This window comes from Arthrobacter sp. NPDC080082 (assembly GCF_040686595.1).
GTDB lineage: Bacteria > Actinomycetota > Actinomycetes > Actinomycetales > Micrococcaceae > Arthrobacter.
Map to the genome: position 1 here is coordinate 103990 of NZ_JBFBKQ010000004.1, position 25333 is coordinate 129322.

The 25333-nt window shown below is 71.3% G+C and carries 20 protein-coding genes; 11 read left to right on the forward strand and 9 right to left on the reverse strand.

What is annotated here, in order from left to right; all coding sequences use genetic code 11:
* Positions 1-77 precede the first annotated feature (77 nt).
* Positions 78-1046 (forward strand): UDP-glucose 4-epimerase GalE, encoded by a 969-nt coding sequence (gene galE / locus AB0O44_RS09570; protein WP_364136845.1) that lies wholly within the window; start codon positions 78-80, stop codon positions 1044-1046.
* Between the two features lie 101 nt (positions 1047-1147).
* On the opposite strand, the gene AB0O44_RS09575 is transcribed toward galE, so the two are convergent.
* The 5 genes from AB0O44_RS09575 to AB0O44_RS09595 are packed head-to-tail and all read right to left on the reverse strand — an operon-like array spanning position 1148 to position 6765.
* On the reverse strand, positions 1148-2107 hold the full coding sequence (locus AB0O44_RS09575; RefSeq protein ID WP_364136847.1) for a peptidoglycan bridge formation glycyltransferase FemA/FemB family protein: 960 nt from the start codon (positions 2105-2107) through the stop codon (positions 1148-1150).
* A gap of 2 nt (positions 2108-2109) precedes the next feature.
* On the reverse strand, positions 2110-3363 hold the full coding sequence (manA, locus tag AB0O44_RS09580) for a mannose-6-phosphate isomerase, class I (RefSeq protein WP_364136849.1): 1254 nt from the start codon (positions 3361-3363) through the stop codon (positions 2110-2112).
* 11 nt (positions 3364-3374) lie between these two features.
* Positions 3375-5042, reverse strand: coding sequence for an LCP family protein (locus AB0O44_RS09585; RefSeq protein WP_364136851.1), 1668 nt, complete (start codon positions 5040-5042; stop codon positions 3375-3377).
* Positions 5043-5053: 11 nt separating this feature from the next.
* A complete protein-coding gene (purE, locus tag AB0O44_RS09590) occupies positions 5054-5623 on the reverse strand; it encodes a 5-(carboxyamino)imidazole ribonucleotide mutase (protein ID WP_364136853.1) in 570 nt (189 codons plus the stop codon).
* Positions 5620-6765, reverse strand: a complete 1146-nt coding sequence (locus AB0O44_RS09595; RefSeq protein WP_364137303.1) for a 5-(carboxyamino)imidazole ribonucleotide synthase — start codon at positions 6763-6765, stop codon at positions 5620-5622. Before AB0O44_RS09595 ends, purE begins: the two co-directional genes overlap by 4 nt.
* A gap of 201 nt (positions 6766-6966) precedes the next feature.
* Here AB0O44_RS09595 and AB0O44_RS09600 point away from each other — a divergent pair, with 201 nt between their 5' ends.
* The gene (locus tag AB0O44_RS09600) at positions 6967-7536 is read left to right on the forward strand and encodes a GtrA family protein (protein WP_364136855.1); all 570 of its coding nucleotides are present in this window, start codon (positions 6967-6969) and stop codon (positions 7534-7536) included.
* A gap of 34 nt (positions 7537-7570) precedes the next feature.
* Here the strand turns inward: AB0O44_RS09600 and AB0O44_RS09605 are convergent, their stop codons facing one another.
* Positions 7571-8305: a TIGR03089 family protein gene (locus tag AB0O44_RS09605; RefSeq protein WP_364136857.1), complete on the reverse strand. Its 735-nt coding sequence runs from the start codon at positions 8303-8305 to the stop codon at positions 7571-7573.
* A gap of 441 nt (positions 8306-8746) precedes the next feature.
* On the opposite strand from AB0O44_RS09605, the gene AB0O44_RS09610 reads away from it, so the two are divergent.
* The 3 genes from AB0O44_RS09610 to AB0O44_RS09620 are packed head-to-tail and all read left to right on the forward strand — an operon-like array spanning position 8747 to position 14560.
* Positions 8747-9292 (forward strand): WhiB family transcriptional regulator, encoded by a 546-nt coding sequence (locus AB0O44_RS09610; protein ID WP_290258534.1) that lies wholly within the window; start codon positions 8747-8749, stop codon positions 9290-9292.
* The gene (locus tag AB0O44_RS09615) at positions 9292-12849 is read left to right on the forward strand and encodes a glycosyltransferase family 2 protein (protein ID WP_364137305.1); all 3558 of its coding nucleotides are present in this window, start codon (positions 9292-9294) and stop codon (positions 12847-12849) included. The genes AB0O44_RS09610 and AB0O44_RS09615 overlap by 1 nt, the downstream gene beginning before the upstream one ends.
* Positions 12842-14560: a DUF5719 family protein gene (locus AB0O44_RS09620; RefSeq protein ID WP_364136859.1), complete on the forward strand. Its 1719-nt coding sequence runs from the start codon at positions 12842-12844 to the stop codon at positions 14558-14560. Before AB0O44_RS09615 ends, AB0O44_RS09620 begins: the two co-directional genes overlap by 8 nt.
* Here AB0O44_RS09620 and AB0O44_RS09625 read toward each other — a convergent pair.
* A complete protein-coding gene (locus AB0O44_RS09625; RefSeq protein WP_290258531.1) occupies positions 14557-15057 on the reverse strand; it encodes a metallopeptidase family protein in 501 nt (166 codons plus the stop codon). The two genes, AB0O44_RS09620 and AB0O44_RS09625, sit on opposite strands and share 4 nt — an antisense overlap.
* 121 nt (positions 15058-15178) lie before the next feature.
* Between AB0O44_RS09625 and AB0O44_RS09630 the strand changes: the two genes are divergently transcribed.
* The 6 genes from AB0O44_RS09630 (at position 15179) to AB0O44_RS09655 (ending at position 21588) form a co-directional block, all read left to right on the forward strand.
* Positions 15179-15586, forward strand: coding sequence for a DUF3499 domain-containing protein (locus tag AB0O44_RS09630; protein ID WP_290258530.1), 408 nt, complete (start codon positions 15179-15181; stop codon positions 15584-15586).
* Positions 15587-15682: 96 nt separating this feature from the next.
* Entirely contained in the window at positions 15683-15928 is a 246-nt protein-coding gene (locus tag AB0O44_RS09635; RefSeq protein WP_290258529.1) for a hypothetical protein, read from the forward strand.
* Positions 15929-16067: 139 nt separating this feature from the next.
* Positions 16068-17546 carry an adenosylhomocysteinase gene (ahcY, locus tag AB0O44_RS09640; RefSeq protein ID WP_290258528.1) on the forward strand — a complete coding sequence of 493 codons (1479 nt, stop codon included), beginning with the start codon at positions 16068-16070 and terminating at the stop codon, positions 17544-17546.
* Positions 17547-17713: 167 nt separating this feature from the next.
* Positions 17714-18940, forward strand: a complete 1227-nt coding sequence (locus tag AB0O44_RS09645; RefSeq protein ID WP_364136862.1) for an Ig-like domain-containing protein — start codon at positions 17714-17716, stop codon at positions 18938-18940.
* Positions 18919-20154 carry an Ig-like domain-containing protein gene (locus AB0O44_RS09650; RefSeq protein ID WP_364136864.1) on the forward strand — a complete coding sequence of 412 codons (1236 nt, stop codon included), beginning with the start codon at positions 18919-18921 and terminating at the stop codon, positions 20152-20154. Before AB0O44_RS09645 ends, AB0O44_RS09650 begins: the two co-directional genes overlap by 22 nt.
* Before the next feature lie 150 nt (positions 20155-20304).
* Positions 20305-21588: a TIGR01906 family membrane protein gene (locus tag AB0O44_RS09655; protein ID WP_364136866.1), complete on the forward strand. Its 1284-nt coding sequence runs from the start codon at positions 20305-20307 to the stop codon at positions 21586-21588.
* Positions 21589-21652: 64 nt separating this feature from the next.
* On the opposite strand, the gene AB0O44_RS09660 is transcribed toward AB0O44_RS09655, so the two are convergent.
* Both AB0O44_RS09660 and AB0O44_RS09665 read right to left on the reverse strand, forming a co-directional pair.
* Positions 21653-23482, reverse strand: coding sequence for an AMP-dependent synthetase/ligase (locus AB0O44_RS09660; RefSeq protein WP_364136868.1), 1830 nt, complete (start codon positions 23480-23482; stop codon positions 21653-21655).
* Between the two features lie 62 nt (positions 23483-23544).
* Positions 23545-25311, reverse strand: coding sequence for a phospholipid carrier-dependent glycosyltransferase (locus tag AB0O44_RS09665; protein ID WP_364136870.1), 1767 nt, complete (start codon positions 25309-25311; stop codon positions 23545-23547).
* Positions 25312-25333: the final 22 nt, after the last annotated feature.

Consider the following 25333-nt stretch of genomic DNA (forward strand, 5'->3'; position numbering starts at 1 on the left):
GCCACCCGCTTCGTCATTTCCTGATCCCGGTACGCGCCCGCGTGCCGGGATCAGCTTTACCCCGATAGGGTGGTGCCATGACTTGGCTTGTAACCGGCGGTGCAGGATATATCGGCTCCCACGTGGTCGCGGCGTTGCGCGCGGCCTCGATCCCTTCCCTGGTGGTGGACTCGCTCTCCAGCGGCCACCGCGAATTCGTCCCGGAGGACGTGCCGTTCGTGCACGCCAGCATCTTGGACACCGAGGTGGTGGCCCGCAGCATGGTGGACCACGGCGTCACCGGCGTCATCCACCTGGCCGGCTTCAAGTACGCCGGCGTCTCGGTGCAGGAACCCCTGCTCACCTACGAACAGAACGTCACCGGCACGGCCAACCTGCTCAAGGCGATGGAACTGGCCGACGTGGACAAGCTGGTGTTCTCCTCCTCGGCCGCCACCTACGGCACGCCGCGGGTGGACATCGTCACGGAGGACACGGCCACCTCGCCCGAGTCCCCGTACGGCGAAAGCAAGTTGATCGGCGAGTGGCTGATCCGGGACCAGGGCGTGGCCCGCGGCCTCAAGCACACCTCGCTGCGCTACTTCAACGTGGTGGGCTCCGGCTCGCCGGAACTCTATGACACGAGCCCCCACAACCTGTTCCCGATCGTGCTCCGGGCGCTGACCTCGGGTAAGACGCCGAAGATCAACGGCACCGACTACAACACCGAGGACGGCACCTGCGTCCGCGACTACGTCCACGTCGCCGACCTCGCCGCCTCGCACGTCGCCGCCGCGCAGGCACTGGCCGCTGGCAAGCCGCTGGAGCGGGTCTACAACCTGGGCTCCGGCGACGGCCTGTCCGTGAAGCAGATCATGACCGCCATGGCCACCGTGACCGGCATCGACTTCGAACCGGAGATCGGCCCGCGCCGCCCCGGTGACCCGGACCGGATCGTGGCGGACGGCACCCGCGCCGCCCGGGACCTGGACTGGAAGATGCGGCACACGGTGGAGGACATGGTGGCCAGCGCCTACGAGGCGCAGAGGCGCGCCGGGGCCAAGTAACGGCGCCCAGCGGCCTGGCGACACGCAAAAACGCCCGCGCCCCGAACATTCCGGGGGCGCGGGCGTATTTGCGTGTCGCACGGCGAAACCCGCCGCGGGGGCTACTTCCGCAGCCTGCGGAGCAGCCCCTTCAGGACCTGGGCGCCCTTCCGGGCCAGCTGGTAGCCGCCGTAGCGCAGCGTGTTCACCGGCAGGTCCCAGGTGCCCGGGTAGGCGACCTCCCGGCCGCCGAAGGATTTCTTGAAGGCGGTGAACCCGGCCCACTTGTGGTCCGGCTGGTCCGCCGGCGCGACGCCCCAGAGGTCCACGTGCTTCAGGCCCTTGTCCTTGGCGTCCGCCATCAGGGTCACCACCAGCGGGATGCCGGCGCTGAGCTTGCGGTGGGTGTCATCCAGCGCCGCATGGGCGTAGGTGCGGGTGTCCGCCGAGTCGTACGTCAGGGCCGCCGCGATCGGTGATCCCTCCAGCTCGGCGATGAACAGGGTCGCGGCGCCCGAGGGCATCAGCGTCCGCGCCACCTGCGTCAGGTACTCATCGCTCTGCGGCTTGAAGCCGTTGCGGGCCGCCGTCTGGTGCAGGAATCCCAGCAGGACCGAAATCTCGGCGGGGTCCTGGCTGGCCCGGAACGTCACGCCCTTCTTGTGGATGTTGCGGTAGAGGTTCCGGTTGACCGGCTTCATCCCGGCCAGGACCTCCTTGAAGTCCGGCTCAAGATCCACGATCCAGCTCAGCTCCGGCTGCAGGTTCGCCGGTGCCGGACGCAGGCCGCGGCTGCGCAGGACCGCGTCGGCCTCCGCGGCGGAGAACCCGGCGCTGACCGGCTCGACCCGGATGAAGACCGCACCGGACGCCTTGGCGCGGGCCGTCAGCGAGGCCAGCGCGGCGTCGAAGGCGGCCACCGACCCGGCCACCGGGCCGTAGGGGACGTAGAGGAGCTTGCCGGCCGGGTTGCTTTCCTCGATGGCGAGGTAGCGCCAGCCGTCACCGGACTCCTCGTGGACGGTGCGGCCCAGGTCGCGCTGGACGCGGGCCCAGTCCGGGCCCTGCAGGAAGTGGTCCATGATCAGGCCTTCATTCCGGTGGTCACGGCAAAGACAACGGCCGGTTCGGCGGTGTCCCCAGCCGGGTGGACGTTCACCGGCGCCTCGGCGGCCGGCACGAAGGCGCTGCCGCCGCGGTCCAGCCGGAGGTCGCCCTTCGGCGAATCCAGCATCACGGACCCGGCCACCACGATCAGCACCGCGGCGCCCGACTGGGCCAGCGGAACGGCCTCGCCGCCCGGGGCGAGTTCGATGCGCTGCAGCGCGAATTCCTGGAACGGCGGCCGGTACAGCTCCTGGCCCAGCATGGTCTGCTCGGCGCGCAGCTCCGGGACGCCCACGGCCTCGAAGGCGATGGTCCGCAACAGCTCGGGCACGTCCACGAACTTGGGGGTAAGGCCGCCGCGCAGCACGTTGTCCGAGGAGGCCATCACCTCGATCCCGAGTCCGTGCAGGTAGGCGTGCACGTTACCGGCGGGCAGGTAGACGGCCTCGCCGGGGGCCAGGGAAATCCGGTTCAGCAGCAGTGAGATCAGCACGCCGGGGTCGCCGGGGTATTCGGCGTTGAGCATGCCGACGGTGTCGAGGGCGGCGGCGTCCGGTCCGTCCGGGGTGCCGGCGGCCAGCAGCTCGACGACGGCGGCCGTTGCGGCGGCCACGTTGTCGCCCCCGCCGATCAGCCGTTCGAACGCGGCGCGCAGGGCCTGTCCCTCCTCCGGCCGGGCGAGGTCACCGACCAGCTGCGGCAGCAGGGCCGGCACCTCGCGGCCGCCCTGCTCGAAGGCCCGGGCCAGGTCCTCGAACACGGCGCGGGACTCGGCAGCCGGCCTGAAGCCGCAGAGCGCCTCGAACGGGGTCAGCGCGAAGATCATCTCGGGCTTGTGGTTGTCGTCCTTGTAGTTGCGGGTCGCCGCGGACCGGTCCACGCCGGCGGCCTCCTCGCGCGCAAAGCCTGCCCGCGCTTGTTCCAGGGTGGGGTGCACCTGCAGGGAGAGCGGGTGGTCGGCGGCAAGGACCTTCAGCAGGAAGGGCAGCCGCGGGCCGAACGCGGCGACGCTCTCACTGCCCAGGAAGTGGTCCGGGTCGCCGGCGATCAGCGCGTCCAGTGCCAGCGGTCCGCCGTCGTCCGCTCGCGCCGCGGTGGAGGGGGAGTCCGGGTGCGCCCCGATCCACAGCTCGGCTTCCGGGCCGCCGGAGGCCGGGCGACCCAGCAGGCCGGCGATCGCGGTGGGGGAGCCCCATGCGTAGGGGCGGAGGACGTTCTCGAGTGCGTACATGGATCCTTATCCTAAAGCGGGGCGCACTGGCCGTTGGTGGCAACCAGGTTGCGGATCGACTGCTCGTCGCCCTGGCGTTTGAAGTCGTTGAGCATCTCCTCGGTGATGGGTTCACCGTCCGGCGTCGTGGTCACCGGGGTGAAATCCGAGGACGACGACGGCGCCGGCGACGTTCCGGGCACCGTGCGGGATGCGGTCTGAGCCGACAGCCCGGAGATGGTGCCGGCGGCGGAGAGCGGTCCGGGGACCGCGGCCGGGCGCAGCAGCTCATCGGTGCCGGCGCCCGCCTGCGGCGCCGGGCCGAGGAGCTTGTCCACGGCCTGGTGGATCCGGTCGAAGTCCGGGACGGTGGAGAAGTACGCCTCGAAGTCCGGCGGCCCGATGGTCAGGCGGCGGACCGGCTGGCCCTTGGACTTCATGGCGAGGTCAACGAAGCTGCCCAGCTGGCCGGCGGAGACGTTGGAGTCCACCACCTTGGTGCCGGCCTTGACGATGTCCTCGAACTTTGTCAGCAGGGTGCCCGGGTCGAGCTGCTTGAGCATGGCCTGCTGGACGCACTGCTGCCGGGCGATGCGGGCGTAATCGTCGACGAATTCTCGGGAACGGCCGTACCAGAGGGCGTGGTAGCCGTCCAGGGTGTTGTCCCCGGCGGGGATCCAGCCCAGCGGCATGCCGTGGATGCCGTTGGCCTCGTCGATGGTCTCGCCGCTGATGGGGACCCAGCCGCCGGCCTTGATCCGGATCCCGCCCATCGCGTCGATGAGCTTGGCGAAGCCGTCCATGTCCACCAGGACGTAGGCCTGGACTTTGATGCCCAGCGTGCCGGAGACGGCCTCGAGCGTGGCCTGCGCCCCGGGATCCTCGACGCCGGGGTAGAGGTCCTGGTGCTCGTTGGTGACCTCGGTGTTGATCGCGTTGATCAGGCACTCGTCGCCGCAGTTATAGCCGTCCGGGTAGATCTTCCGCATCGGCGAATCGTCGCTGAACCTGGCGTTTTGCAGGTTGCGGGGGATCGAGATGATCGCGGAGGCGCCGGTCTTGGCGTCCACGCTGATCACCGAGAGGCTGTCCGGGCGGCGGCCGGTCCGGTCCGCGCCGGCATCGCCGCCCATCATGAGGAAGTTGTAGCGGCCTTCGGAGGGCTCCATCGCGGGGCCGTCGGCGAAGATGGTGCCGATCGCCTCGCGGCCGACATTCAGCAGGTAGGCGGTGTAGCCGAGCCCGCCAGCGCTGAGAACCATTGCGACGACCAGGCCGAGGACGACGGCGGCGCGGGTGCGGGCCGCGGGCAGCAGCACCGGCCGGATCAGCCGGAGCGTGTTCAGGAACAGGGCCGCCCAGCCGACGGCGAGGGCCGCGAGCACGATCACGAGGATCAGCGAGGTGATCGGGTTGGCGACCAGGTTGATCAGCGTGGGCCGTGCGACGGCCAGCAGGATCAGCCCCACCAGTACCAGGGCCCAGACGGTGAGGGTGACGCGCAGGGCGGCGCGTCCCAGCCGCCGGTCGCCGGCCACCAGCTGCGCGCTGCCGGGAACCAGGAGGGTCAGCAGGATCAGCAGGATCCCGCGGCGGGTCAGGGTGGCGGGCGCGGCTCCCCGCGGATACCGGACCGGGTCCGTCAGCCGGGTCCGCCCGGGCCGGTCAGTGTCCGGCGCGCCGGCGGATCCTTCGCTCATGGTGGGAATCCTTACCGGCCGCCCCGCGGTTCGGTGTTCTCGGCGGAGAACACCTCGGCCACCTTGGCGCGCAGGCTGGCGCCCTTGGCGGTGGCGGCGTCGTTGAGGTCCTGGGCGAAGCGCAGCAGTTCGGTGCGCAGCTCGGCGGCGAACGCGTCCGTCCCGGCGGCCAGCATGCGCACGGCCAGCAGGCCGGCGTTGCGGGCGCCGCCGATAGAGACGGTGGCCACCGGCACGCCGGCGGGCATCTGGACGATCGAGAGGAGCGAGTCCATGCCGTCGAGGGTCTTCAGCGGCACGGGCACCCCGATCACCGGCAGCGGCGTCACCGAGGCGAGCATCCCGGGCAGGTGGGCCGCGCCGCCGGCGCCGGCGATGATGACCCGGATGCCGCGCTCGTGGGCGGTCTGCCCGTAGCGGATCATCTCGGTGGGCATTCGGTGGGCGGAGACGACGTCGGCCTCGAAGGGGATGCCGAACTCGGCCAGCGCCTCCGCGGCGGCCTCCATGACCGGCCAGTCCGAGTCGGAGCCCATGACGAGCCCGACGAGCGGGGCGGCGGTGGTGTCAGTGGTGGTCATTCGGTCTCCCCGGTGGTCCCGGGCGCGGCGGCCTGGGGCCGGCCGTCCCGGATGATGGCGGCGACGGCGCCGGCGCGCTGCCGGACGGAGTCGACGTCGGCGGTGGAGCCGCCGACAAGGTTGACGTGGCCGATCTTCCGGCCCGGCCGCACGGCCTTGCCGTAGCTGTGGACCTTGGCGGCCGGCTCGGTGGCCAGCGCCGCGGGGTAGGCCGAGTAGAGGTTCTGGTTGGCGCCGCCGAGGAAGTTCTTCATGACCACCACCGGGCCCAGCAGGTCGGTGGCACCCAGCGGCAGGTTCAGGATGGCGCGCAGGTGCTGTTCGAACTGGCTGGTGACGGAGCCGTCCTGGGTCCAGTGGCCGGTGTTATGCGGGCGCATGGCCAGTTCGTTGATCAGGAAGCCGGAGCCGACGCCGGGGGTTTCGAACATCTCCACGGCCATGACGCCGGTGACGCCGAGTTCGTTGGCGATCCGCACGGCGGCGTCTTCCGCCGCGGCGGCGACCTCCAGCGGGATGTCCAGGGCGGGGGCGATCACCTCGTCGCAGACGCCGTCGACCTGGATGGTGTGCACGACGGGCCAGGCTCGGCATTCACCGTCCGGGGTGCGGGCCACCATGGCGGAGAGTTCGCGGCTGAACTCGACCTTGGCCTCGGCCAGCAGCGGGGACATCGACTCGAACCAGTCGGCCGACGCGGCGGCGTCCCCGGCCGAGGCGATGACGCGCACGCCCTTGCCGTCGTAGCCGCCACGCGGGGTCTTCAGCACCACGGGCCAGCCGGCGTCGTCGCCGAACGCGACGAGGGCGTCGACGTCGTCCACCGCGGCCCAGCGCGGGTTCGGCAGTTCCAGCCGGTCGATCGCGGCGCGCATCACGAGTTTGTCCTGGGCGTTGACCAGGGCGTCGGGGCCCGGGTGGACGTTGACGCCGGCATCGATCAGGGCGCGCAGGTGGTCGGTGGGCACGTGCTCGTGGTCGAAGGTGAGGACGTCCAGCCCGCGGGAGAACTCCAGCAGGTGGTCCAGGTCCTTGTAGTCACCGACCGGGGCTTTCGCCACCGCGGCCACCGCGGAGACGTCCTCAGCCTCGGCGAGGACACGGAGTTCGAAGCCGAGAGCGGTCGCGGCTGGGGCCATCATGCGGGCTAGTTGGCCGCCGCCAACCACGCCGATTACTGGAAAAGTCACATCGACCAGCCTACCGAACCCGGCGCCGGACGAGGCCCCGGACCCGTGATTTGGGCCGGTGAGTCCCCGCAGCGGGGCAATCTCCGGGGAAACGGCGCTAAAATGGGCCGTCGGCCACCCGGCCCCCACAGACAGCAACGCCCTCGGAGGGTCATGATCACCACACTTGCAGACCGGATCCGCGGGCTCGCCTCGCTCTTTTGGCGCGAAGTAGCGAAGTTCGGAGCCGTCGGCGGTGTCGCCTTTGTCATCGACAACGGCCTGACCTACTACCTGATGCACGGCCCCATGTCCGACAGCGAGGCCAAGGCCCGCTTCGTCGGGGCGACCGTGGCCACCATCTTCTCCTGGATCGCCAACCGCTTCTGGACCTTCCGGCACCGCCGCCAGGCCAACGTGCTGCGCGAGTTCGTGATGTTCGTGCTGATCAACGGCATCGGCATCGGCATCTCCACCGGCCTGACCGCCCTCGCCAAGTACGGCATGGGCATCACCGACAAGAACATGCTGTTCCTGGCCGGCGTTGTCGGCATCCTGGTCGCAACCGTGGTGCGCTTCTTCGCCTACCGTTTCCTGGTCTTCAACAAGGAACTCGACGACGAGCCCGAGTTCTCCGGCGACCATGAGATCATCGAACGCCACCCGCACGCCGCCGGATCAGTGCCTGCCGGCCGCGAGACCGGAAGCCCGGGCGCGACGGCGGACGGACGCCAGGCCCCGTAGGGCTGCTTCTCGGGCCAGGGCAGAGCACGACGGATCAGCGGAGGCTGATCCGTTCGTCGCCTAGCAGCCGCTCGGTCAGGGCAACGTCCGGGTGCACCAGCACCACCGAGCCGTCCCTGGACCAGGCCCACAGCGCCCGCGACAGCGCCGCCTCCAGGCCGTCCCCGGCCTGCACCAGCAACCGCGGCGCCGCAGCGCTGTGAGTAGCGCCGTCGTCCGCAACCCCTGGCAGGGCCCCGAAGTCCTCGACCAGCCGGCCGTGCGGATGGTCGACGCCGGCGGCGTCCCGCAGCGCGGTCCGGTCCGGCTCCGGGTCAACGTAGGCCATAAAGAAGTCCGCGTGGCTGCGGACCTCCGCCGCATAGTCGAGCACGCCGCTGGGGAGTTCGCCCGGCCAGCGCATCGCCAGGGCCGGCAGCGCCACGGCCAGCACGGCGTCGACTCCGCCGGCGGCCGCGGCCGGGCCGGGATCCGCCGTGGCGAGCAGTTCGGCGTCGCCGTCCGCCAGCACCACCTCCATCCCCAACTGCCAGGCGGCCAGGGCCAGCACCAGCGATTTCCAGTGTGCCGGCAGGTCGAGCCGCAGCCGGGTCCCCGGTTCGGCGTCCAGTTCGTCCTGCAGCAGGTTGCTGGTTTTCGCCACCCAGTTATCCAGCACCCGGCCGGAGAGCTCGACGCGCTCGGCGTCCGGGCCGTACCAGGTCAGGCGCGGGGCGGTGGACTGGCCGGAACGCAGGGCCGACATCAGGTCGGCGGCGGGGATGTTCATGGCGTTCATCTTGCCACGGCGGCCGCCGCGCCCCGCCTGGCAGTACCCCGGACCTGCCCTCGTCCCGCAGCGAGTGATCTCGGTCACGGCGCGCGGGGCCGGGCGGATCGGTGCCGTCACGTGCGCGGTCACCGCGGGGGAGGGGGACGCCGCCGATGATGCCGGAATGTCGGCCAAAAGGGAGCAGAAATCGCCGTTAGGCCCCCGAAGGTGGTCAGCATGCTTCCCATTTGGCGGGGATGGGCCGCAGGCCGCGCAAAAAATCACGGGCGTGGCGTGCCTCAGGAATTCCCAAGGAATTGATTATTATCCCTGCTGCCGCTTGACTCCCCGATACTTACACACGTGTAATTAGGGAACGAAAGCCACCGCACAACAGCCGGCGCTCAACCGAGTGTCCGTGGGTCAAGCAGGGGCTGCCAATCAGAGAGGGAAACGCCAATGGGGCTTGCAGAGCGTATCCATGAAGAGGAAGTTGTCGCCGGCCAGGCGACGGCCAAATACCGTTCACGCGGAGTGCCGAGCGATTGGTACGTGGACCCGGCCGATCCGGAGGCCGCGGACCGCTACAACGGCCAGACCAAGGACGCGCTGGAGGACCAGGCCACGGCCTTCCTCGCAGCCCACGAGGCTCTCCTGGCGGGGAACCCGGATCTCGACGACGATCCGCTGGACCCGCCCATGGAGGTGCAGGCCCCCGACGCCGGCACCGTAACCCAGGCGATCTGGATCGGTCTCCCCGCGCAGCAGGACTTCGACGACGAAGGCGAGCTGGGCTGGCAGACGGACGCGCTGTGCGCCCAGACGGACCCCGAGGCGTTCTTCCCCGAAAAGGGCGGCTCCACCCGGGACGCCAAGAAGGTCTGCGGCGCGTGCAACGTCCGCTCGCAGTGCCTGGAGTACGCACTCTCCAATGACGAGCGTTTCGGCATCTGGGGTGGCCTCTCCGAGCGGGAACGCCGCAGGCTTAGGAAGCGGGCAGTCTAATTCTTCAAGAAGTACGAGTCACCGCCGTCGTGGTAGCCCACGACGGCGGTGACTACCTCCCCAGAACCCTCGCGGCCCTGGCGGCGCAGACGCGCCCCGCGGACGCCGCGATCGGGGTCGACACCGGATCCCGCGACCATTCGGCGGCCCTGTTGGCGCAGGCGCTCGGCGCCGGTAACGTCACCGCCGTTGAACACTCCCGGACCGGCATGGGCGGAGCGGTGCAGGCCGGCCTGGCCGCCCTGGCCCCGCGCCGGGAGGGCATGGCCGCCGACGCCGAATGGGTCTGGCTGCTCCACGACGACGCCGCCCCGGCCCCCGAGGCCCTCGCGGAACTGCTGCACGCCGTCGAACGCGCGCCCTCGGTGACGGTGGCGGGCTGCAAGCAGCTCGACTGGCACTCCGAGCGGCGCCTGATCGACGTTGGACTCTCCATCAGCCGTTGGGCCGAGCGGCTCACCCTGATCGAGGCGGACGAGCTCGACCAGGGCCAGTACGACGGCCGCAGCGACATCTTTGCCGTCAACTCCGCCGGCATGCTGGTCCGCCGGGACGTCTGGGAGCAGCTGGGCGGATTCGACCCGGCCCTGCCCGGAACCGGCGACGACGTCGACTTCTGCTGGCGCAACCGCCTGGCCGGCCACCGCGTGGTGGTGGTCCCGACGGCACGCATGTTCCACGTGGCGCACCGCCCGCACGGCCAGGGCACCCCCGCCTCCGCCCGCAAGGCCCAGGTCCACCTGCGGCTCAAGCACGCCTCGGCCTGGAAGGTGCCCCTGCATGCCATCGGCGCCCTGCTGGGAAGCCTGTTCAAACTTGTCCTGAGCATCGCGCTCAAGGACCCCGGCCATGGACTGGCCCAGTTGGTAGCCACCCTCGGCGCCCTGGCCCGGCCCGCCGCCGTTCTCCGCGGCCGCCGCAACGCCGCGCGCACCCGCCGGATCCGCCGCTCCGTGATCAAGGGCCTGCAGACCCACCGCCGCGAGGTCTGGGCCCATCGGCGCTCCCTGATCGAGTCCCTCGGCTCGGACGACGCCGAGGGTATGCCGGGCCACGACCCTTTGGGCGAGCAGCCCAGCGGCGACGCCGCCGACGACTTCGCCGCCCTGGCCGCAACGGACCGCGGCTGGGTGGGAGCCGGCGCGCTGCTGGCGATGCTGCTCGCGGCCGCGGCCTCGGTGGCAGGGCTGCTGAACATTTTCCGGGCCGACGCCGTCACCGGCGGCGCACTGATCCCGCTCTCCACCGGGCTGGGCAGGATCTGGGACCACGCCACCGGCTGGTGGGTGGAACTTGGCGCCGGGCTGCCAGGGCGCGGGGATCCCTTCGGTTTCGTGCTCTGGTTCCTGGGCGTCCTCGGCGCGGGGAACGCCAACGCCTCGGTCGTGTGGCTGCTGCTGCTGGCCATGCCGCTGGCGGCCCTGACGGCTTGGTTCGCCGCGGGGGCCCTGACCCGGCGGCGCCGGCTGCGGTTCATCGCCGCGCTGGCCTGGGCCGGCGCCCCGGCGCTGCAGGTGGCCCTGAACCAGGGCCGACTGGGTGCCTTGGTGGCCCACGTGATGCTGCCGCTGCTGGTCCTGGCGCTGCTGCGCGCCACCGGCACCGTCCCCGGCCGCGGCCGCTTCGCGGTGCCCGCGCCGGGGGAGCGCCGCTTTACCGAGAAGCCCCCCATCAAACCCGGCATCAACGGGACGCCGTCCTGGACCGCCGCGGCCGCCGCCGGGCTCGCCCTGGCGGTCGTCACCGCCGCCGCCCCCTCGCTCCTGGTGCCTGCCCTGGTCCTGATCGTCCTCGGCGCGGTCCTGCTGGGCCGCCGGGGACGCACGCTCTGGTGGTCGCTGCTTCCCAGCCTGGCGCTGTTCGTTCCGTTCGCTCTCTCCGCCCTGGACCGCCCTCGCGCCCTGCTCGCTGACCCGGGACTGCCGCTCGGCTTCGACGCCGCGCCGCTCTGGCAGCAGGCACTCGGCCAGCCGTTGCGCTTCGACGCCGGCGCGGGCCTGACCGGACTGTCCCTCTTCGGCCCCGGCCCCGTGCCGTGGGCGCTGTTGCTGGCCCTGCTCGCAGGGGTTCCCGTCCTGGTGCTGGCGCTCACCGCGCTGTTCCTCCCGGGCCGCCGCGGCACCGGCCGCCGGCCCCGCCTCGCGCGCAGCCTCTGGGCCTCGGCGCTCGTTCTGTTGGCAAGAAGCTGGCTCGCCGGCCACCTCGCCGTCGCCGCCAGCGCCGAGGTCCTGGTCTCCCCGTTCTCCGGACCGGCCGTGTCCGCCGCGGCCTTCCTCCTGCTCGGCGCGGCGCTGCTCGGCGCCGAGGCCCTGCTGGACGCCGCGGCCGCAGCCCGCACCCGGTCCGTCACCGTTGAGGCAGAGCCGGGGGCCGATTCGGCCGCCGACACCGCAACAGAAGGGCCCACCACCTCCCGGGCGCTTCCGGCCCGTGCAGTCGCGGTCCCTGCCTTCCTGGTGAAGGGCGCCGCCGCGGCCGCCGTCGTGCTTCTGGTCGCGGGGCCGCTTGCAGGGCTGGCGGCGTGGTCCGCGCACAACGTTTTGCAGACCACGGCCGCCCCCGCCGGAACTGCCTCAGCCGGGGCCGCCTCCACCGGATCCGCGGGAACCGGAACCCCGGCCGCGGGACCTGCCGCCGGCACCGACGCCGCAGATGCCGCCGCCGATGACGGTGCGCTCGGGGTTTCCCGGCTGCTTCAGCCGGGCCGGGCCACGGCGCTGCCCGCCACCGCGATCGACCGCGGCGAGGGTCCCGAACAGGCCCGGACCCTGGTGATCTCCGCACAGGACAACGGCGGATTCGCCGCCTCGCTGATGCGTGGCTCCGGGACCACCCTGGACGCCCTGTCCGCGATCGCCTCCGCCCGGCCCGTCATCGGGGCCCCGGGCGAGGAATCCGTCCGGCTGGACGACGCCGTCAACGGCTCACTCCGCTCCGTCGTCGCCACCATCGTCGCCGGCCAGGGCGTGGATCCGCGCCAGCAGCTGGAGGAATTCGGCATCGGCTTCGTGGTGCTCTCGGCCACGGACAGCTCGGCCCAGCTGACGGCCAGCAGGATGGACGCCGTCCCCGGCCTCGTCGCCGTCGGGCAGACCGACGTCGGCTGGCTGTGGCGTATCACCCCGCTGCACCCAAGCCAGCAGGGCCCCGCCGACGCCGCGGAGGTGGCACACCGGCTGCGGATCGTCGACGGCTCCGGCGCCACCACCGGACTTCTGCCCGCCGGACCGCTGGACGCCGAGGCTCCGGTTCCGGACGGTCCCGAGGGCCGACTGGTGGTCCTCAGCGAACGGGCCGACGCCGGATGGAGCGCCTTCCTGGACGGCAAGCGGCTCACCGCCACCACCTCGGACTGGGCACAGGCCTTCACACTGCCGGCCCGCGGCGGCCAGCTCAGCATCCGCTACGAGAACCCCTGGGCGCTCTGGACCGGCATCGGGCAGGCGGTCGTGATCGGCCTGACCGTGCTGCTGGCCATCCCCATGCCCGCCCGCCGCCGCAATGCCGGCATCTCCCGGGACGAAGCGTCCCTGCGGAAGGAACACCAGCATGCCTGACGAACAGCACCCCGCGGTCCGGCCCGAAAACTCCGGCGACGGTCCGTCCGACGGCAAACGGGACCGCAGCGCCCGCGGCAAGGAGTCCCGGCCCACTGATTCCCAACCAACAGCCCGGCGGCTGAAGACCCTGGCCCGCCCGCTGGGCGGGATCCTCGCCGGCGTGGTCATAGTCGCCGCGGGCGGCGGACTGGTGGCCGCGACGGCACTGGCGCCCCGGACCTCCGGCAGCAGCCCGCTGACGGCACCTCAGGCCGCGGTCCCGGCCGGTAACCTCGTGGCCGTGTGCCCCGCCCCGGCCCGGCTGCTCCAGGCCACCCCGGTTGGGACCGACCCGCAGTTCAGCCCCGAGTCGGCCACGGCCAAGAGCGCCGTCTCCGCCCTGGTCCTGGGCAACGCGTCCGGCGTGCTCCCCGGCAGCCGCCTCGCCGGCCTGACCGGCAGCTCCCTGGTGGAACTGGCCAAGGCCCCGGCCGCGCCCGCCACCGCCAGCCCGGCTCCGGCCCCCGCGACCACACCGCCCGCACCCCGCGCCGCCGTCGCCCAGCGCGGGATCGACGCCGTGAGCGTCCTCAGCGCGGACGCGTTCGGGGACCAGCAGCCCTCCGCCGCCGCCGCCATGAGCTACGCCGCGGACGACGGCGACCTCCGCGGCACCGCCGCCGCGGCCTGCCAGAATCCCGCCAACGATCTCTGGCTGGTAGGTGCGGACACCTCCCTCGGCCGGACCGCCGTGCTGAACCTGAGCAATGCCTCGGGCACCCCGGCGACGGTCAACCTCGACCTCTTCGGCGCCAAGGGCGTCATCCAGGCCCCGGGCAGCCGAGGCCTGCTGGTGGCCCCCGGCACCACCCGCTCGATCGTCCTGGCCGGCCTCGCCCCGGGACAGGACAGCCTGGCCGTGCGGGTGCGCAGCACCGGCGGCCCCGTGGCCGCCGTCATCCAGCAGAGCGTGCTCCGCGGACTGACGCCCGGCGGCGTCGACTTCATCACCCCCGGCACCGGCCCCGCCACCCGGCAGGCCATCACCGGGCTGGACATCCAGGACCCTGCCGCCCTCGGCCCGCTCACGGCCAAGTCCGGCTTCGGGGACGCCGGCCCCGCGCTCCAGATCGCCGTCCCGGGCGCCGCGGACGCCGTCGTGGAGGTCAAGATGTACGGCCGGGACGGGCAGAAGCCGCTGCCCGGCGGCGGCGTCGTCACCGCCAAGGCCGGCTCGGTCACCACGGTCCCGCTCGCGGGGGTGCCGGCCGGGCACTACACCGTCTCGGCCAGCTCGGACGTCTCCTTCACCGCGGCCGCCCGCGTGACCCGCGGGCTCAAGGCCGAAGACCCCATGGACGTCGCCTGGGCGCCGTCCGCCATCCGGCTCGGCAGCCAGCACCTGGTGCCGGTCCCGGCGGCCGGCAGCCGCTTTCTGATGTTCGGCGCCCCGGACGGGCGCGCCACCATCTCCTACACGCCGGTCACCGCGGACGGCAAGATCCGCAGTGCCACGACGGCGGACATCGCCGGCGGCACGACCGCATCGGTCCAGGTCCCCGCCGACGTGGAAGGCTCCGCTGTGGTGGGTTACCTGGTGTCCGCGGCGGGGGAAGCGGCTTACGGCGCAGTCCTGCTCGAACGCGACGGCAAGGCGGACGTGGCCACCGTGCCCGTGTCCCCGGGCGCGGCCGGGCAGGAAAAGGTCGCCGTTACCCTCGGCTACTAGTAGCGGCGGCGGTAGACGGGGTCGAGCGTCTCGGGCGGAACGCCCAGCATCTCTGCGGTGCGTTCGACGACGACGTCGTGAACCAGGTCCGCGAGTTCCTCCCGGCTCCCGCACGCCTGCTCCACCACGCGGCGGTAGAGCGTGATCACCGGGCCCTCGCCCGCCGTCGCCGGCGCGTAGGCACCCATCGGCGCGGGCGAGCCCTCGGCCACGAGCTGCTCAAGCTGCGGCGGGATGTCCTCGACCGCGAACCGGACCCCGTCCAGCGGCTTGCCCCAAATGTCGTGCAGGCGCTGGGCCGAATCGAGGACGAAGTCGTCGAAGCGCTCCGCGCGGGTCCGGTACCCCGGCAGGGTGGGCATCAGTAGCTCGCCGCGCAGGCCGCGGCCATGGCGGTTCCTGCGGCGTTCGCGGAAGCCCCGGACACGGCCGCCCGCGGCGGCGCCGGGCTCCGTGAGCCGCACCGTAAAGCCGGAATCGTGGGGCAAAGACTGCATACCTCGACTCTAAACCCGGCGCCCTGATTCCGCGATATGACGGGCCGTACGCGGGCGCGGGCCCCTCCTGCGGTGTTTCAATGCGGCCCCGGAACCGTGCAGGGGAGTAGTCTGTGGTGTCGTGGGTGCAATTCGTCTCTGTTCAAGGTCCGCCTGCCGGAATTCGGCGGTGGCGACTTTGACGTACGTTTACGCCGACTCCACCGCCGTTCTCGGCCCGCTGGCCACCTACGCCGAACCGCACTGCTACGACCTCTGCGAACAGCACGCCGGGTCCCTGACGGTGCCCCGCGGCTGGGAAGTCCTCCGCCTGGCCATGCCCGCGACGCCCGCCGGGCCCGGCCCCGACGACCTGCTGGCCCTGGCCCACGCCGTCCGTGAGGCCGCCGGACGCCCGGCCGCCACCGGCCAGGGTAACGACGCGGCCCAGGCCCCCGGGCAGCGTGCCAGCCATCCCGCCCTGGAGGCCCCGGCCGCCCCGGAGGGCGCCCGGCGCGGCCACCTGCGCGTCCTCCGCGAACCCTCCTGAGCCCCGAATCAGCGGTAGGCTGGGGAAGAACTTTCCGTAAGCCACCGGCGCCCGACGCGGCGCCCCCAGGGAGCCTTCGCCATGCCAGGTCTTAACGTGCCATTGATCAGTTCCGAACTTCTCTCCGTGCTGCGCTGCCCGGTCACCGGCTCCACCCTGGTGCAGGAGGGCGAGGAACTCGTTGCCACCAGCCCCGACGCGCAGGGCCGCACCCTCCGTTACGGCATCGAAGACGGCATTCCGCTGCTGCTCCCGCCCGAACTCCTGGCCGCCGCCGGCTCCGCCGCGTCCGACCAGCACGACGGCGGCGCGCCCGCCGGACCCCGCCACGCCGCGGACTAGCACCTGCCCCAGGGCGGCCGCGGCACCCCACCAAGGGTGCCCCGGCCGCCTCCCATCGGAACCGCCCGCGGCTCCGAACCCCTGACAGCCCCGTGCTTTCAACCCGACGCTTCCAACCCGGCTACTCCAAAGGATTTTCATGACCTTCGATTACAAGATTGCCGACATCTCCCTGGCCGAGGCCGGCCGGCACCAGATCCGCCTCGCCGAGCACGAGATGCCGGGCCTGATGGCCCTGCGCGAGGAATTCGGCCCCAGCCAGCCGCTCAAGGGCGCCCGGATCGCCGGCTCCCTGCACATGACGGTGCAGACCGCCGTGCTGATCGAGACCCTCACGGCGCTGGGCGCCGAGGTGCGCTGGGCCTCCTGCAACATCTTCTCCACCCAGAACGAGGCCGCCGCGGCCGTTGTCGTCGGCCAGGGCACGGTCGAGGACCCGCAGGGCGTCCCCGTCTTCGCCTGGAAGGGCGAGACGCTCGAGGAATACTGGTGGACCGCCGAGCAGATCCTGACCTGGCCCGGTGCGGACAGCAACCCGGATCTGGGCCCGAACATGATCCTCGACGACGGCGGCGACGCCACCATGCTGGTGCACAAGGGCGCCGAGTTCGAGGCCCTGGGCTCCGTCCCGGCCGCCGGCGACGACGAGTCCGAGGAGGGCCGGGTCTTCCTGTCCGTCCTACGCGCCTCGCTCGAAAAGGACCCGCAGAAGTGGACCCGGATCGGCTCCCGCCTGCTGGGCGTCACCGAGGAGACCACTACCGGCGTGCACCGCCTGTACCAGCTCGCCGAACAGGGCAAGCTGCTCTTCCCGGCCATCAACGTCAACGACTCCGTCACCAAGAGCAAGTTCGACAACAAGTACGGCATCCGCCACTCCCTGCCGGACGGCATCAACCGCGCAACCGACGTCCTGATGGGCGGCAAGGTCGCCGTCGTCTGCGGCTACGGCGACGTCGGCAAGGGCGCCGCCGAGGCGTTCCGGGGCCAGGGTTCCCGCGTGATCGTCACCGAGATCGACCCGATCTGCGCGCTGCAGGCCGCCATGGACGGCTACCAGGTGGCCACGCTCGAAAGCGTGCTCGCCGAGGGCCACATCTTCATCACCACCACCGGCAACAAGGACGTCATCCTGGCCGAGCACATGGCCGGCATGCGCGACAAGGCGATCGTGGGCAACATTGGCCACTTCGACAACGAGATCGACATGGCCGGCCTGGCCCGCATCCCCGGCGTCAAGAAGGTCGAGATCAAGCCGCAGGTCCACGAGTGGGTCTTCAACGAGGGCACCGACGGGGAGAAGTCGATCATCGTCCTCTCCGAGGGCCGCCTTCTCAACCTCGGCAACGCCACCGGCCACCCGTCCTTCGTGATGAGCAACTCCTTCGCGAACCAGACGATCGCGCAGATCGAACTGTTCACCAAGGCCGGCCAGCCCGAGGGTGAGAAGGAGTACGAGAAGCAGGTCTACGTGCTCCCCAAGATCCTGGACGAGAAGGTCGCCCGGCTGCACCTTGACGCCCTCGGCGCCACCCTGACCGAGCTGAGCAAGGAACAGGCGGAGTACCTCGGCCTCGACGTTGCCGGCCCGTTCAAGCCGGAGCACTACCGCTACTAGGAGCTCCCTGGGAACATCCCCGGAGTCTCCCGGGAAGGCCCCGGACCCACGGCACCCGCCGCGGGCCCGGGGCCTTTTTTGTGACCGTATCGTGCCTCGGTCCGGCCCGGTCCGGCGCCCGTTTGCCCCTATGCTGGCAAGGTGACGTCTGGAAGGACCCGAGTATCGTGACCGTCTCAAAAACCTGGAGCACCCGCCGCAAGGCCATCGTCCTGGCCGCTGTCTGCGTGCTGGGAGCCGGCGGAGGAGTCTTCGCCGCGGCCGGGCCGCTGGCCCACCCGTCCTTTGCCTCCGAGGCTTCCTCGCCGGAGCGGTCCACCCCGGGACTGGCCTACCCGGTGCTGCCGCCGGTCCAGCTGACCGCGGCCCCGGCGGACGCCGCCACGGCCGTGAACCCTGCCTCGCCGGTGACCCTGAAGGTCGGCGACGGGCGGATCGACCGGGCATCCCTGACCAGCGAATCCGGCGGCTCGGTGGATGGCACGCTCAGCGCGGACGGTTCCAGCTGGACCGCGTCCGGGCCGCTGAAGTTCAACACCCGGTACACCTACACCTACACCGTCATCGACGCCGCCGGCCGGAGCACCACCTCCACCCGCAGCTTCACCACGGTCTCCACCGCGAACGAGGCCGACGCCGCGATTTACCCGCTGGACGGGATGAAGGTGGGCGTCGCGCAGCCGATCCAGATCACCTTCAGCGAACCGGTCCTGAACCGCGACGCTGTCGAGAAGGCCATCAAGATCACCTCCACCTCCGGCCAGCCCGGGGAGTTCCACTGGTTCAGCAACACCATGGTCCGGTACCGGCCGGAGAACTTCTGGGCCGCCAACAGCACCATCACCATGGACATGCAGCTCTTCGGCGTCGACCTCGGTAAGGGCCAGATCGGCAATTTCAACAAGAAGGTCACCATCCACATCGGGGACAAGAAGACCGCGATCGCCGACGCCACCGCCCACACCTTCAAGGCCTTCGTCAACGACCAGCAGGTCGGCGAATGGCCCACCACCATGGGCGACACCCGGTTCCCCTCGGCGCGCGGCTACCTGGTGCTGATGGAGAAGTACCGGGTGGAGCACATGAGCGCCGCCTCGATCGGCCTCAAGCCCGGTGACCCGGCCTACTACGGAGAGCTGGACGTCAACTTCGCCACCCGGCTGACCCCCAGCGGCGAGTTCATCCACCAGGCCACCGACTCCGCCCTGCCCTTCATCGGCAAGGCCAACCTCTCGCACGGCTGCATCGGGCTGGGACCCGACGGCGCCCAGTGGGTCTTCGACAATATGACCGCCGGCGACGTGGTCCAGGTGGTCAACACCGAGGGCGACTTCGCCGCGTTCGACGACGGCTACGGCGACTGGAATATCCCATGGGCCCAGTACGCCAACTAAAGCGCCGGAGCAGGCTGCCCGCCGTCGCGGGCATCTGCCTCCTCCTGGCCGCGGCCGGCATCGGATCCGCCACCGCCCCGGTTTGGGCTGAGGAAAAGCTGCCGTCGGAGGCGTCCGCGCCGATGCGCTCGGTCAGCGGACTCGCCGTCCCCGTGCTGCAGCCGCTGGAACTTGGCGTGACGCCGCTGGACGGTGCCACCGGCGTCAACCCGGCCTCGCTGCCCGCGGTCAAGGCCGTGAACGGCCGCGTGCTGGAGGTGACGCTGCGCCCCGAGAACGGTGGCGGCCCCGTCCCCGGTGGCCTCAGCGCCGACGGCTCCACCTGGACGGCGGAGCAGCCGCTCGACTTTGACACCGTCTACCGGTACCGCTTCACGATCGTCGACGGCGCCGGGCGGACCACCGTCCGGGAGCAGCGGTTCACCACGGTCGCCGCCGCCAATGAGGCCGACGCCGCCGTCTACCCCCGCGCCGGCAGCACCCTCGGCGCCGGCCAGCCGCTTGAGATCATCTTCAGCGAACCGGTGAAGAACAAGGAGGCGCTGGAGCGGGCCGTGACGGTCACGGCATCCTCCGGCCAGCCCGTGGCCTGGCGCTGGTACTCGGACCGGCGCGCCCGGATCCGGACGGAAACCTTCTGGGCCGCCAACGCCACGGTCAGCGTGAACCTGCGCCTCTTCGGGGTGGACTTCGGCAACGGGATGGTGGGGAACGCGGACACCCGGATCGGCTACACGGTGGGCCCGCAGCGGATCGCTGTCGTGGACGACACCACCAAGACCATGAACGTCTACATCGACGGCGTCCTCGCCCGCACCGCGCCGGTGACCCTCGGCGGGGAGGACTGGCTGTCCCCGACGGGGTACGCCGTGATCATGGAGCAGGAGCGCAGCTCCCGGTTCAACGCAGGCAGCATCGGGCTCAAGCCGGGGGACAAGGGCTACTACCCGCCACTGACGGTCGAGTACGCCAACCGGCTCACGACGTCGGGCGTGTACGTCCATCAGGCGCTGGAATCGGCCTGGGGCGCGGTAGGCCGGGCGAATGTCTCGCACGGCTGCGTCGGGCTGCTGCCGGCGGACGCCGCGTGGTTCTTCGCCACGATGAAGCCCGGCGACGTGGTCCAGACCCTGAACACGGGCGCTCCGCCGGTAGAGCCCCTCGAGGGCTTCGGCGACTGGAACATCCCTTGGAACGTGTATGCCAAGCGCTAGCGGAGCGCGGGGAGTTTGGCCACGAATCGGTGACGGTCCGGGGTGGCACCTCCCCGGGGCCGAAACCCTGACGGTAGGCTCGAGAACAGATATGAGGCGCGGCCCGGCTCGACGCCCGGACGCGCGGAATCCGACGGAAGCGAAGCAGCAGTGACTGAGAAGAGTGCCACCCCTCCGAACCGGCCGGAGCCCGACCTGGATCCCGCCGGGGACACGGACGAGCCCGCCTTCGAGTGGATGAAGCCCTCCGGCGCCGCCGCCTCGAAGCCGGCCCCGGGCAAGGACAATGTCGCAGAACCCGGTGAACGCCAGGGCCGCCGGGCCGAACGGCTCGCCGCCGAACGCCGGACCGACGAACGCCGCACCGACGAACGCACCGGCGGCGCCACCGCCGTCGGCCGTCCCGCGGGGGAGGACGCCTACCGCGAGGCGCTCCCCACCTCGGCCCTGCACGTGCGCCCGCCCCAGGAGGAAGTCGAGCGCCGCAACGCCGAACGCGAGCAGGCCGCCAACGCCAAGCCCGTGGCCCCCCGGGTCATGCAGGTCCTGCTGGCCATCTGCTTCCCGGTCATCCTGCTGGTCCTCGCCGTCCGCGCCGTGACCAGCCCGCTGTTCCTCTGGGCCGAATACAACCGTCCCGGCTTCCCGGGCGACGGCTACGGCTTCAACATCGATGACCGGATGACCTACGGTTCCTACGCCGTGGACTACCTGGGCAACTGGTCCGGCCCGCGTTACCTGGGCGAACTGGTGAACCGCAGCGGGGAGAAGCTGTTCAAGGCCGGTGAGGTCAGCCACATGGCCGACGTCAAAACCGTGATGCTCTCCTCCTTCGCGGCGGGGACGCTGCTGGGCATCGTCAGCCTGGTCGCCATCCTGTACCTGCGCCGCCGCAGCACCGGCGGGGTCCGCCGCGGGCTCTTCGCCGGCTCTATCGCCACCCTGGTGATCATCATCGGCCTGGGCGTCCTGGCGGTGCTCGGCTGGGAGCAGTTCTTCACCGAGTTCCACCAGATCTTCTTCGCCAACGGCACCTGGACGTTCTCGCTGCAAGACACCCTGATCCGGCTCTTCCCGGCCCAGTTCTGGAGCGATGCCGGGATCGCGATCGGCGCACTGGTGCTGCTGGCCTCGCTGCTGACCCTCATCCTCACCTGGCCCACCCGGCGCCGCCGCGGCCTGCCGCTCCGGACCGGGAAGGCGAAGGACAGCGTTGCCGGCGACGCGTCGGCCGCCGACGGCCTGACGGACACCGACACGTCCACCGAGGCGGCGCTCAAGGGCCGCCGCTTCAAGCGCCGTGGCACCCCATCCGCGGACGCGCCCGCAGAGACTACAACCGTGCCGAACGCTGCGTCGGAACCGTCCACGGACGCCGCCCCGGAAGCGGCATCCAAGGGCGCAAGCGCCCCCGCCGGACCCGCGCAGTCCTAGTCACAACCTCCGCGGCTGCCACGCACGGCCACAGCGGCGGCGGGGCTCCCGCCCCGCCGCACGCTCAGCCGTAGATGCGGTTGATGTGCTCCTCGTAGTCCCGGACGACGGCGGCGCGCTTCAGTTTCAGTGACGGGGTCAGGTGCCCCGACTCGACCGTGAAGTCGGCGTCCAGGACCACGAAACTGCGGATCGACTCGGCCTTGGAGACCAGCCGGTTCGCGTCGTCGACGGCGGCCTGCAGGGCCTCCCTGACTAGTTCGGAGGAGGCCGCCTCGGCGGCACCCATCACGGGGATGCGCTGCGCTGCGCACCAATTCTCCAGGCCCTCGGGGTCCAGGTTGATCAGCGCGGACACGAACGGCCGCCCGTCGCCCACCACTACGGCCTGGGCCACCAGCTGGTGCTCGCGGATCTTTTCCTCCATCGGCCCGGGTGCCACGTTCTTGCCGCCGGCGGTGACCAGCAGGTCCTTCTTGCGGCCGGTGATGGTCAGGAAGCCGTCCTCGTCCAGGGCGCCGAGGTCGCCGGTGCGGAAGAACCCGTCGGTGAAGGCCTCGGCGTTGGCCGTCTCGTTCGCGTGGTAGCCCTTGAAGACGCCGATGCCCTTGACCAGGATCTCGCCGTCGTCGGCGATCCGGATGGTGGTGCCGGGGATCGGGATGCCCACGGTTCCCACCTTGGTCAGGGACGGGGTGTTGGCCGTGCAGGGGGCGGTCGTCTCGGTCAGTCCGTAGCCCTCCAGCACCGGGATCCCGGCGCCGCGGAAGAAGTGCGCGTCGTTGGCGCTCAGCGGGCTGGCGCCGGAGACGGTGTAGCCCAGCTGGCCGCCGAACGCCTGCCGCAGCCGCGGGTAGAACACCTTGTCGAAGAGCCCGTGCCGGGCGCGCAGCAGCAGGCCGGGTCCCCGGCCCTCGCCGCGGGACTCGGCGTCGAGCGCCCGGGAGTACTCGACGGCGGTGGCTGCGGCAGCGTCGAACAGTTTGCCCTTGCCCCCCTCGGCGGCCTTGTGCGAGGCGCCGGCGTAGACCTTTTCGAAGATCCGCGGCACCACCAGCAGGAAGGTGGGCCTGAAGGTGCCCAGGTCCTCGAGGAGCTCCTTGGCGCTGCCGGTGTGGCCCAGGGTGGTGCCGGCGGCCAGGCAGACAACCTGCACGGCGCGGGCCAGCACGTGCGCTAACGGCAGGAACATCAGCGTCCGGTTGGAGGGGGTCAGCAGGATCTCGGGCAGGAACAGGACGATGTTCTTGGCCACCAGCGCGAAGTTGCCGTGCGTGATCTCGCAGCCCTTCGGCCGGCCCGTGGTGCCGGAGGTGTAGACCAGGGAGGCGACGTCGTCCAGGCCGGCCGCGGACCGCTGCCGTTCCAGCTCGGCGTCGGTGACGCCGGTGCCGGCGGCGGCCAGGCTTGCCAGGTTGGGGGCCGCGCCGTCGAAGTCCATCCGGACCACGCCGAGGACGCGTTCGGCGAGCAGGGCGGAGGAGTCCAGGACGCCCTGGACCAGGTCCGCCTTGGCCTGGTCCTCGACGAAGACGCGGCGGGCGCCGGAATCGTGCAAAATCCATTCGACCTGGCTGGCGGAGGACGTTTCGTAGATCGGAACGGTCACGCCGCCGGCGAACCAGATGGCGAAGTCCACCACGGTCCATTCGTAGCGGGTGGCGGACATGACGGCCACGGTGTCGCCCGGGACGATGCCGCCGGCGATCAGGCCCTTGGCCAGGGACCGGGCCTGCTCCACGAACTGCCGGGCCGGCACGTCCGTCCAGCCGTTGGGACCCTTGCGGGCGTACAGGGCGCGGACCGGGTCCTCGGCGTACTGCTCCAGCAGCAGGTCCGTGACATTACTGTCCGGATCCAGCTCCACAAGCAGTCCGGTGCTGGCTTCTCTCACGTCGCGTCTCTCCCGTTCCGGGTCGGCCGGCCGGTGACCGGGTGTCCGCTAGTAATCCTGCCCTAGATCCAGGACGGCATCCACATCCGGGCCCGCCAGTCCTGGTAGGAAATCACTTCGGCCGTCCAGACCGGATAAAAGAACGCGGAGAGCAGCACCGCACCGACGACAAAGACGGCCACCACCAGCAGACCGGAGCGCCGCCGCCACAGCGGGTCCGTCCGGCGGCCCAGCACCAGCCCCAGGCAGTAAACCAGGGCGAGAACCAGGAAGGGCTCGAAGGAAACCGCGTAGAAGAAGAAGGTGGTCCGCTCCGGGTACATGAACCAGGGAAGGTAGCCGGCGCCGACGCCGGCCAGCACCGCCCCGGCCCGCCAGTCGCGGCGGCCGATCCACCAGAACAGCAGCACGCCGAGGGCGACGGCGGCGCTCCACCAGATCAGCGGGTTGCCCACCGAGAGGATGGCCGAGGTGCAGCTGGGCAGCTCGCAGCCGCCGGTGCCTTGCTTGGGGGACTCGTAGAAGAACGACGTCGGCCGGCCCATCACCAGCCAGCTCCAGGCGCTGGCCTTGTACGGGTGGTCAGCGCTGAGTCCCTGATGGAACTTGTACGCCTCCAGGTGGTAGTGCGCCAGGGACCGCAGCGCGTTGGGGATCCAGCCCCATTGGGCGGACGGGTTGGCCTCGGCCCAGTGCCGGAAGTAGGCGTTGCTTGACTGGAACCAGCCGGTCCAGGTGGCCAGGTAGACCAGCCCGGCGACCGGGACGATGCTCAGGAACGCGGGCAGGCCGTCCTTGAGGATGCCGCCGGCGATCCAGCCGTGCACGCCGGCGATCCGGCGCGCACTCAGGTCCCAGAACACGGTGAGGAGGCCGAAGCCGGCCAGGAAGAATAGCGCGGACCACTTCGTGCCCACGGCCAGGCCGAGGCAGACCCCCGCGGCGAGCCGCCACCAGCGCACCCCGAGCCAGGGGCCGGCGGCCAGCTGCAGCCGCGTGGGGACACCAGCCTGCAGGGTGGATGCGGGGGAGGCGGAGGCCTGCGCGGCGAGGCGTGCCGCGAGCCGGCGCCGGCCGTCGTCGCGGTCCATCAGCAGCGCGCCGAACGCCGCCAGGATCCAGAACATCAGGAAGATATCCAGCAGCGAGCTCCGGGACATCACCAGGTGGTGGCCGTCCACCGCCAGCAGCAGTCCCGCTACCGCGCCCAGGGTCAGGGAGCGGAAGAGCTTCTGGGCGATCAGGGCGAGCAGCAGGATGGAGAGGGTGCCGGTCAGGGCCGCGCCGAAGCGCCAGCCGAAGGAACTCTCCGGCCCGAACAGCCACATGCCGGCGGCGATCATCCACTTGCCCACCGGCGGGTGCACGACGTATTCCGGGCTGTCCAGCAGGATGCCCGGGTTGCCGGCGATGAAGGAATCGTTGGCCTTGTCCGGCCATGCCCGCTCGTACCCGCTGACCAGGTAGGAGTAGGCGTCCTTGACGTAATAGGTCTCGTCGAAGACCAGGTTGTGCGGGGTGTCCAGCCGGACGAAGCGCAGGATTCCGCCCAGCACCGCGGTGAGGGTGGGGATCAGCCAGTACCAGAGACGCAAAGACGGCGGGTAGTCCCGCCAGCTGCCGAGGTCCCCGATCAGCCGCCGCGTGAGGGCGGGGAGGGTGTACGCCTCCTTCGGCCGGGCAATCCAGCGGTGCCCCTCGAGGTTCCGGCCGCCGCCGGCGGCACCGGCCGAACGTCGGCGGGATGCGGCGGGCTGCTGCGTGCTTGCGTCGGCGGGGGTCGGCGCGGCCCCGGCTGACCGCATGGGGGTCTGCGTCACGAAGCCCATGCTACCGGCGGCAGCCGGCCGG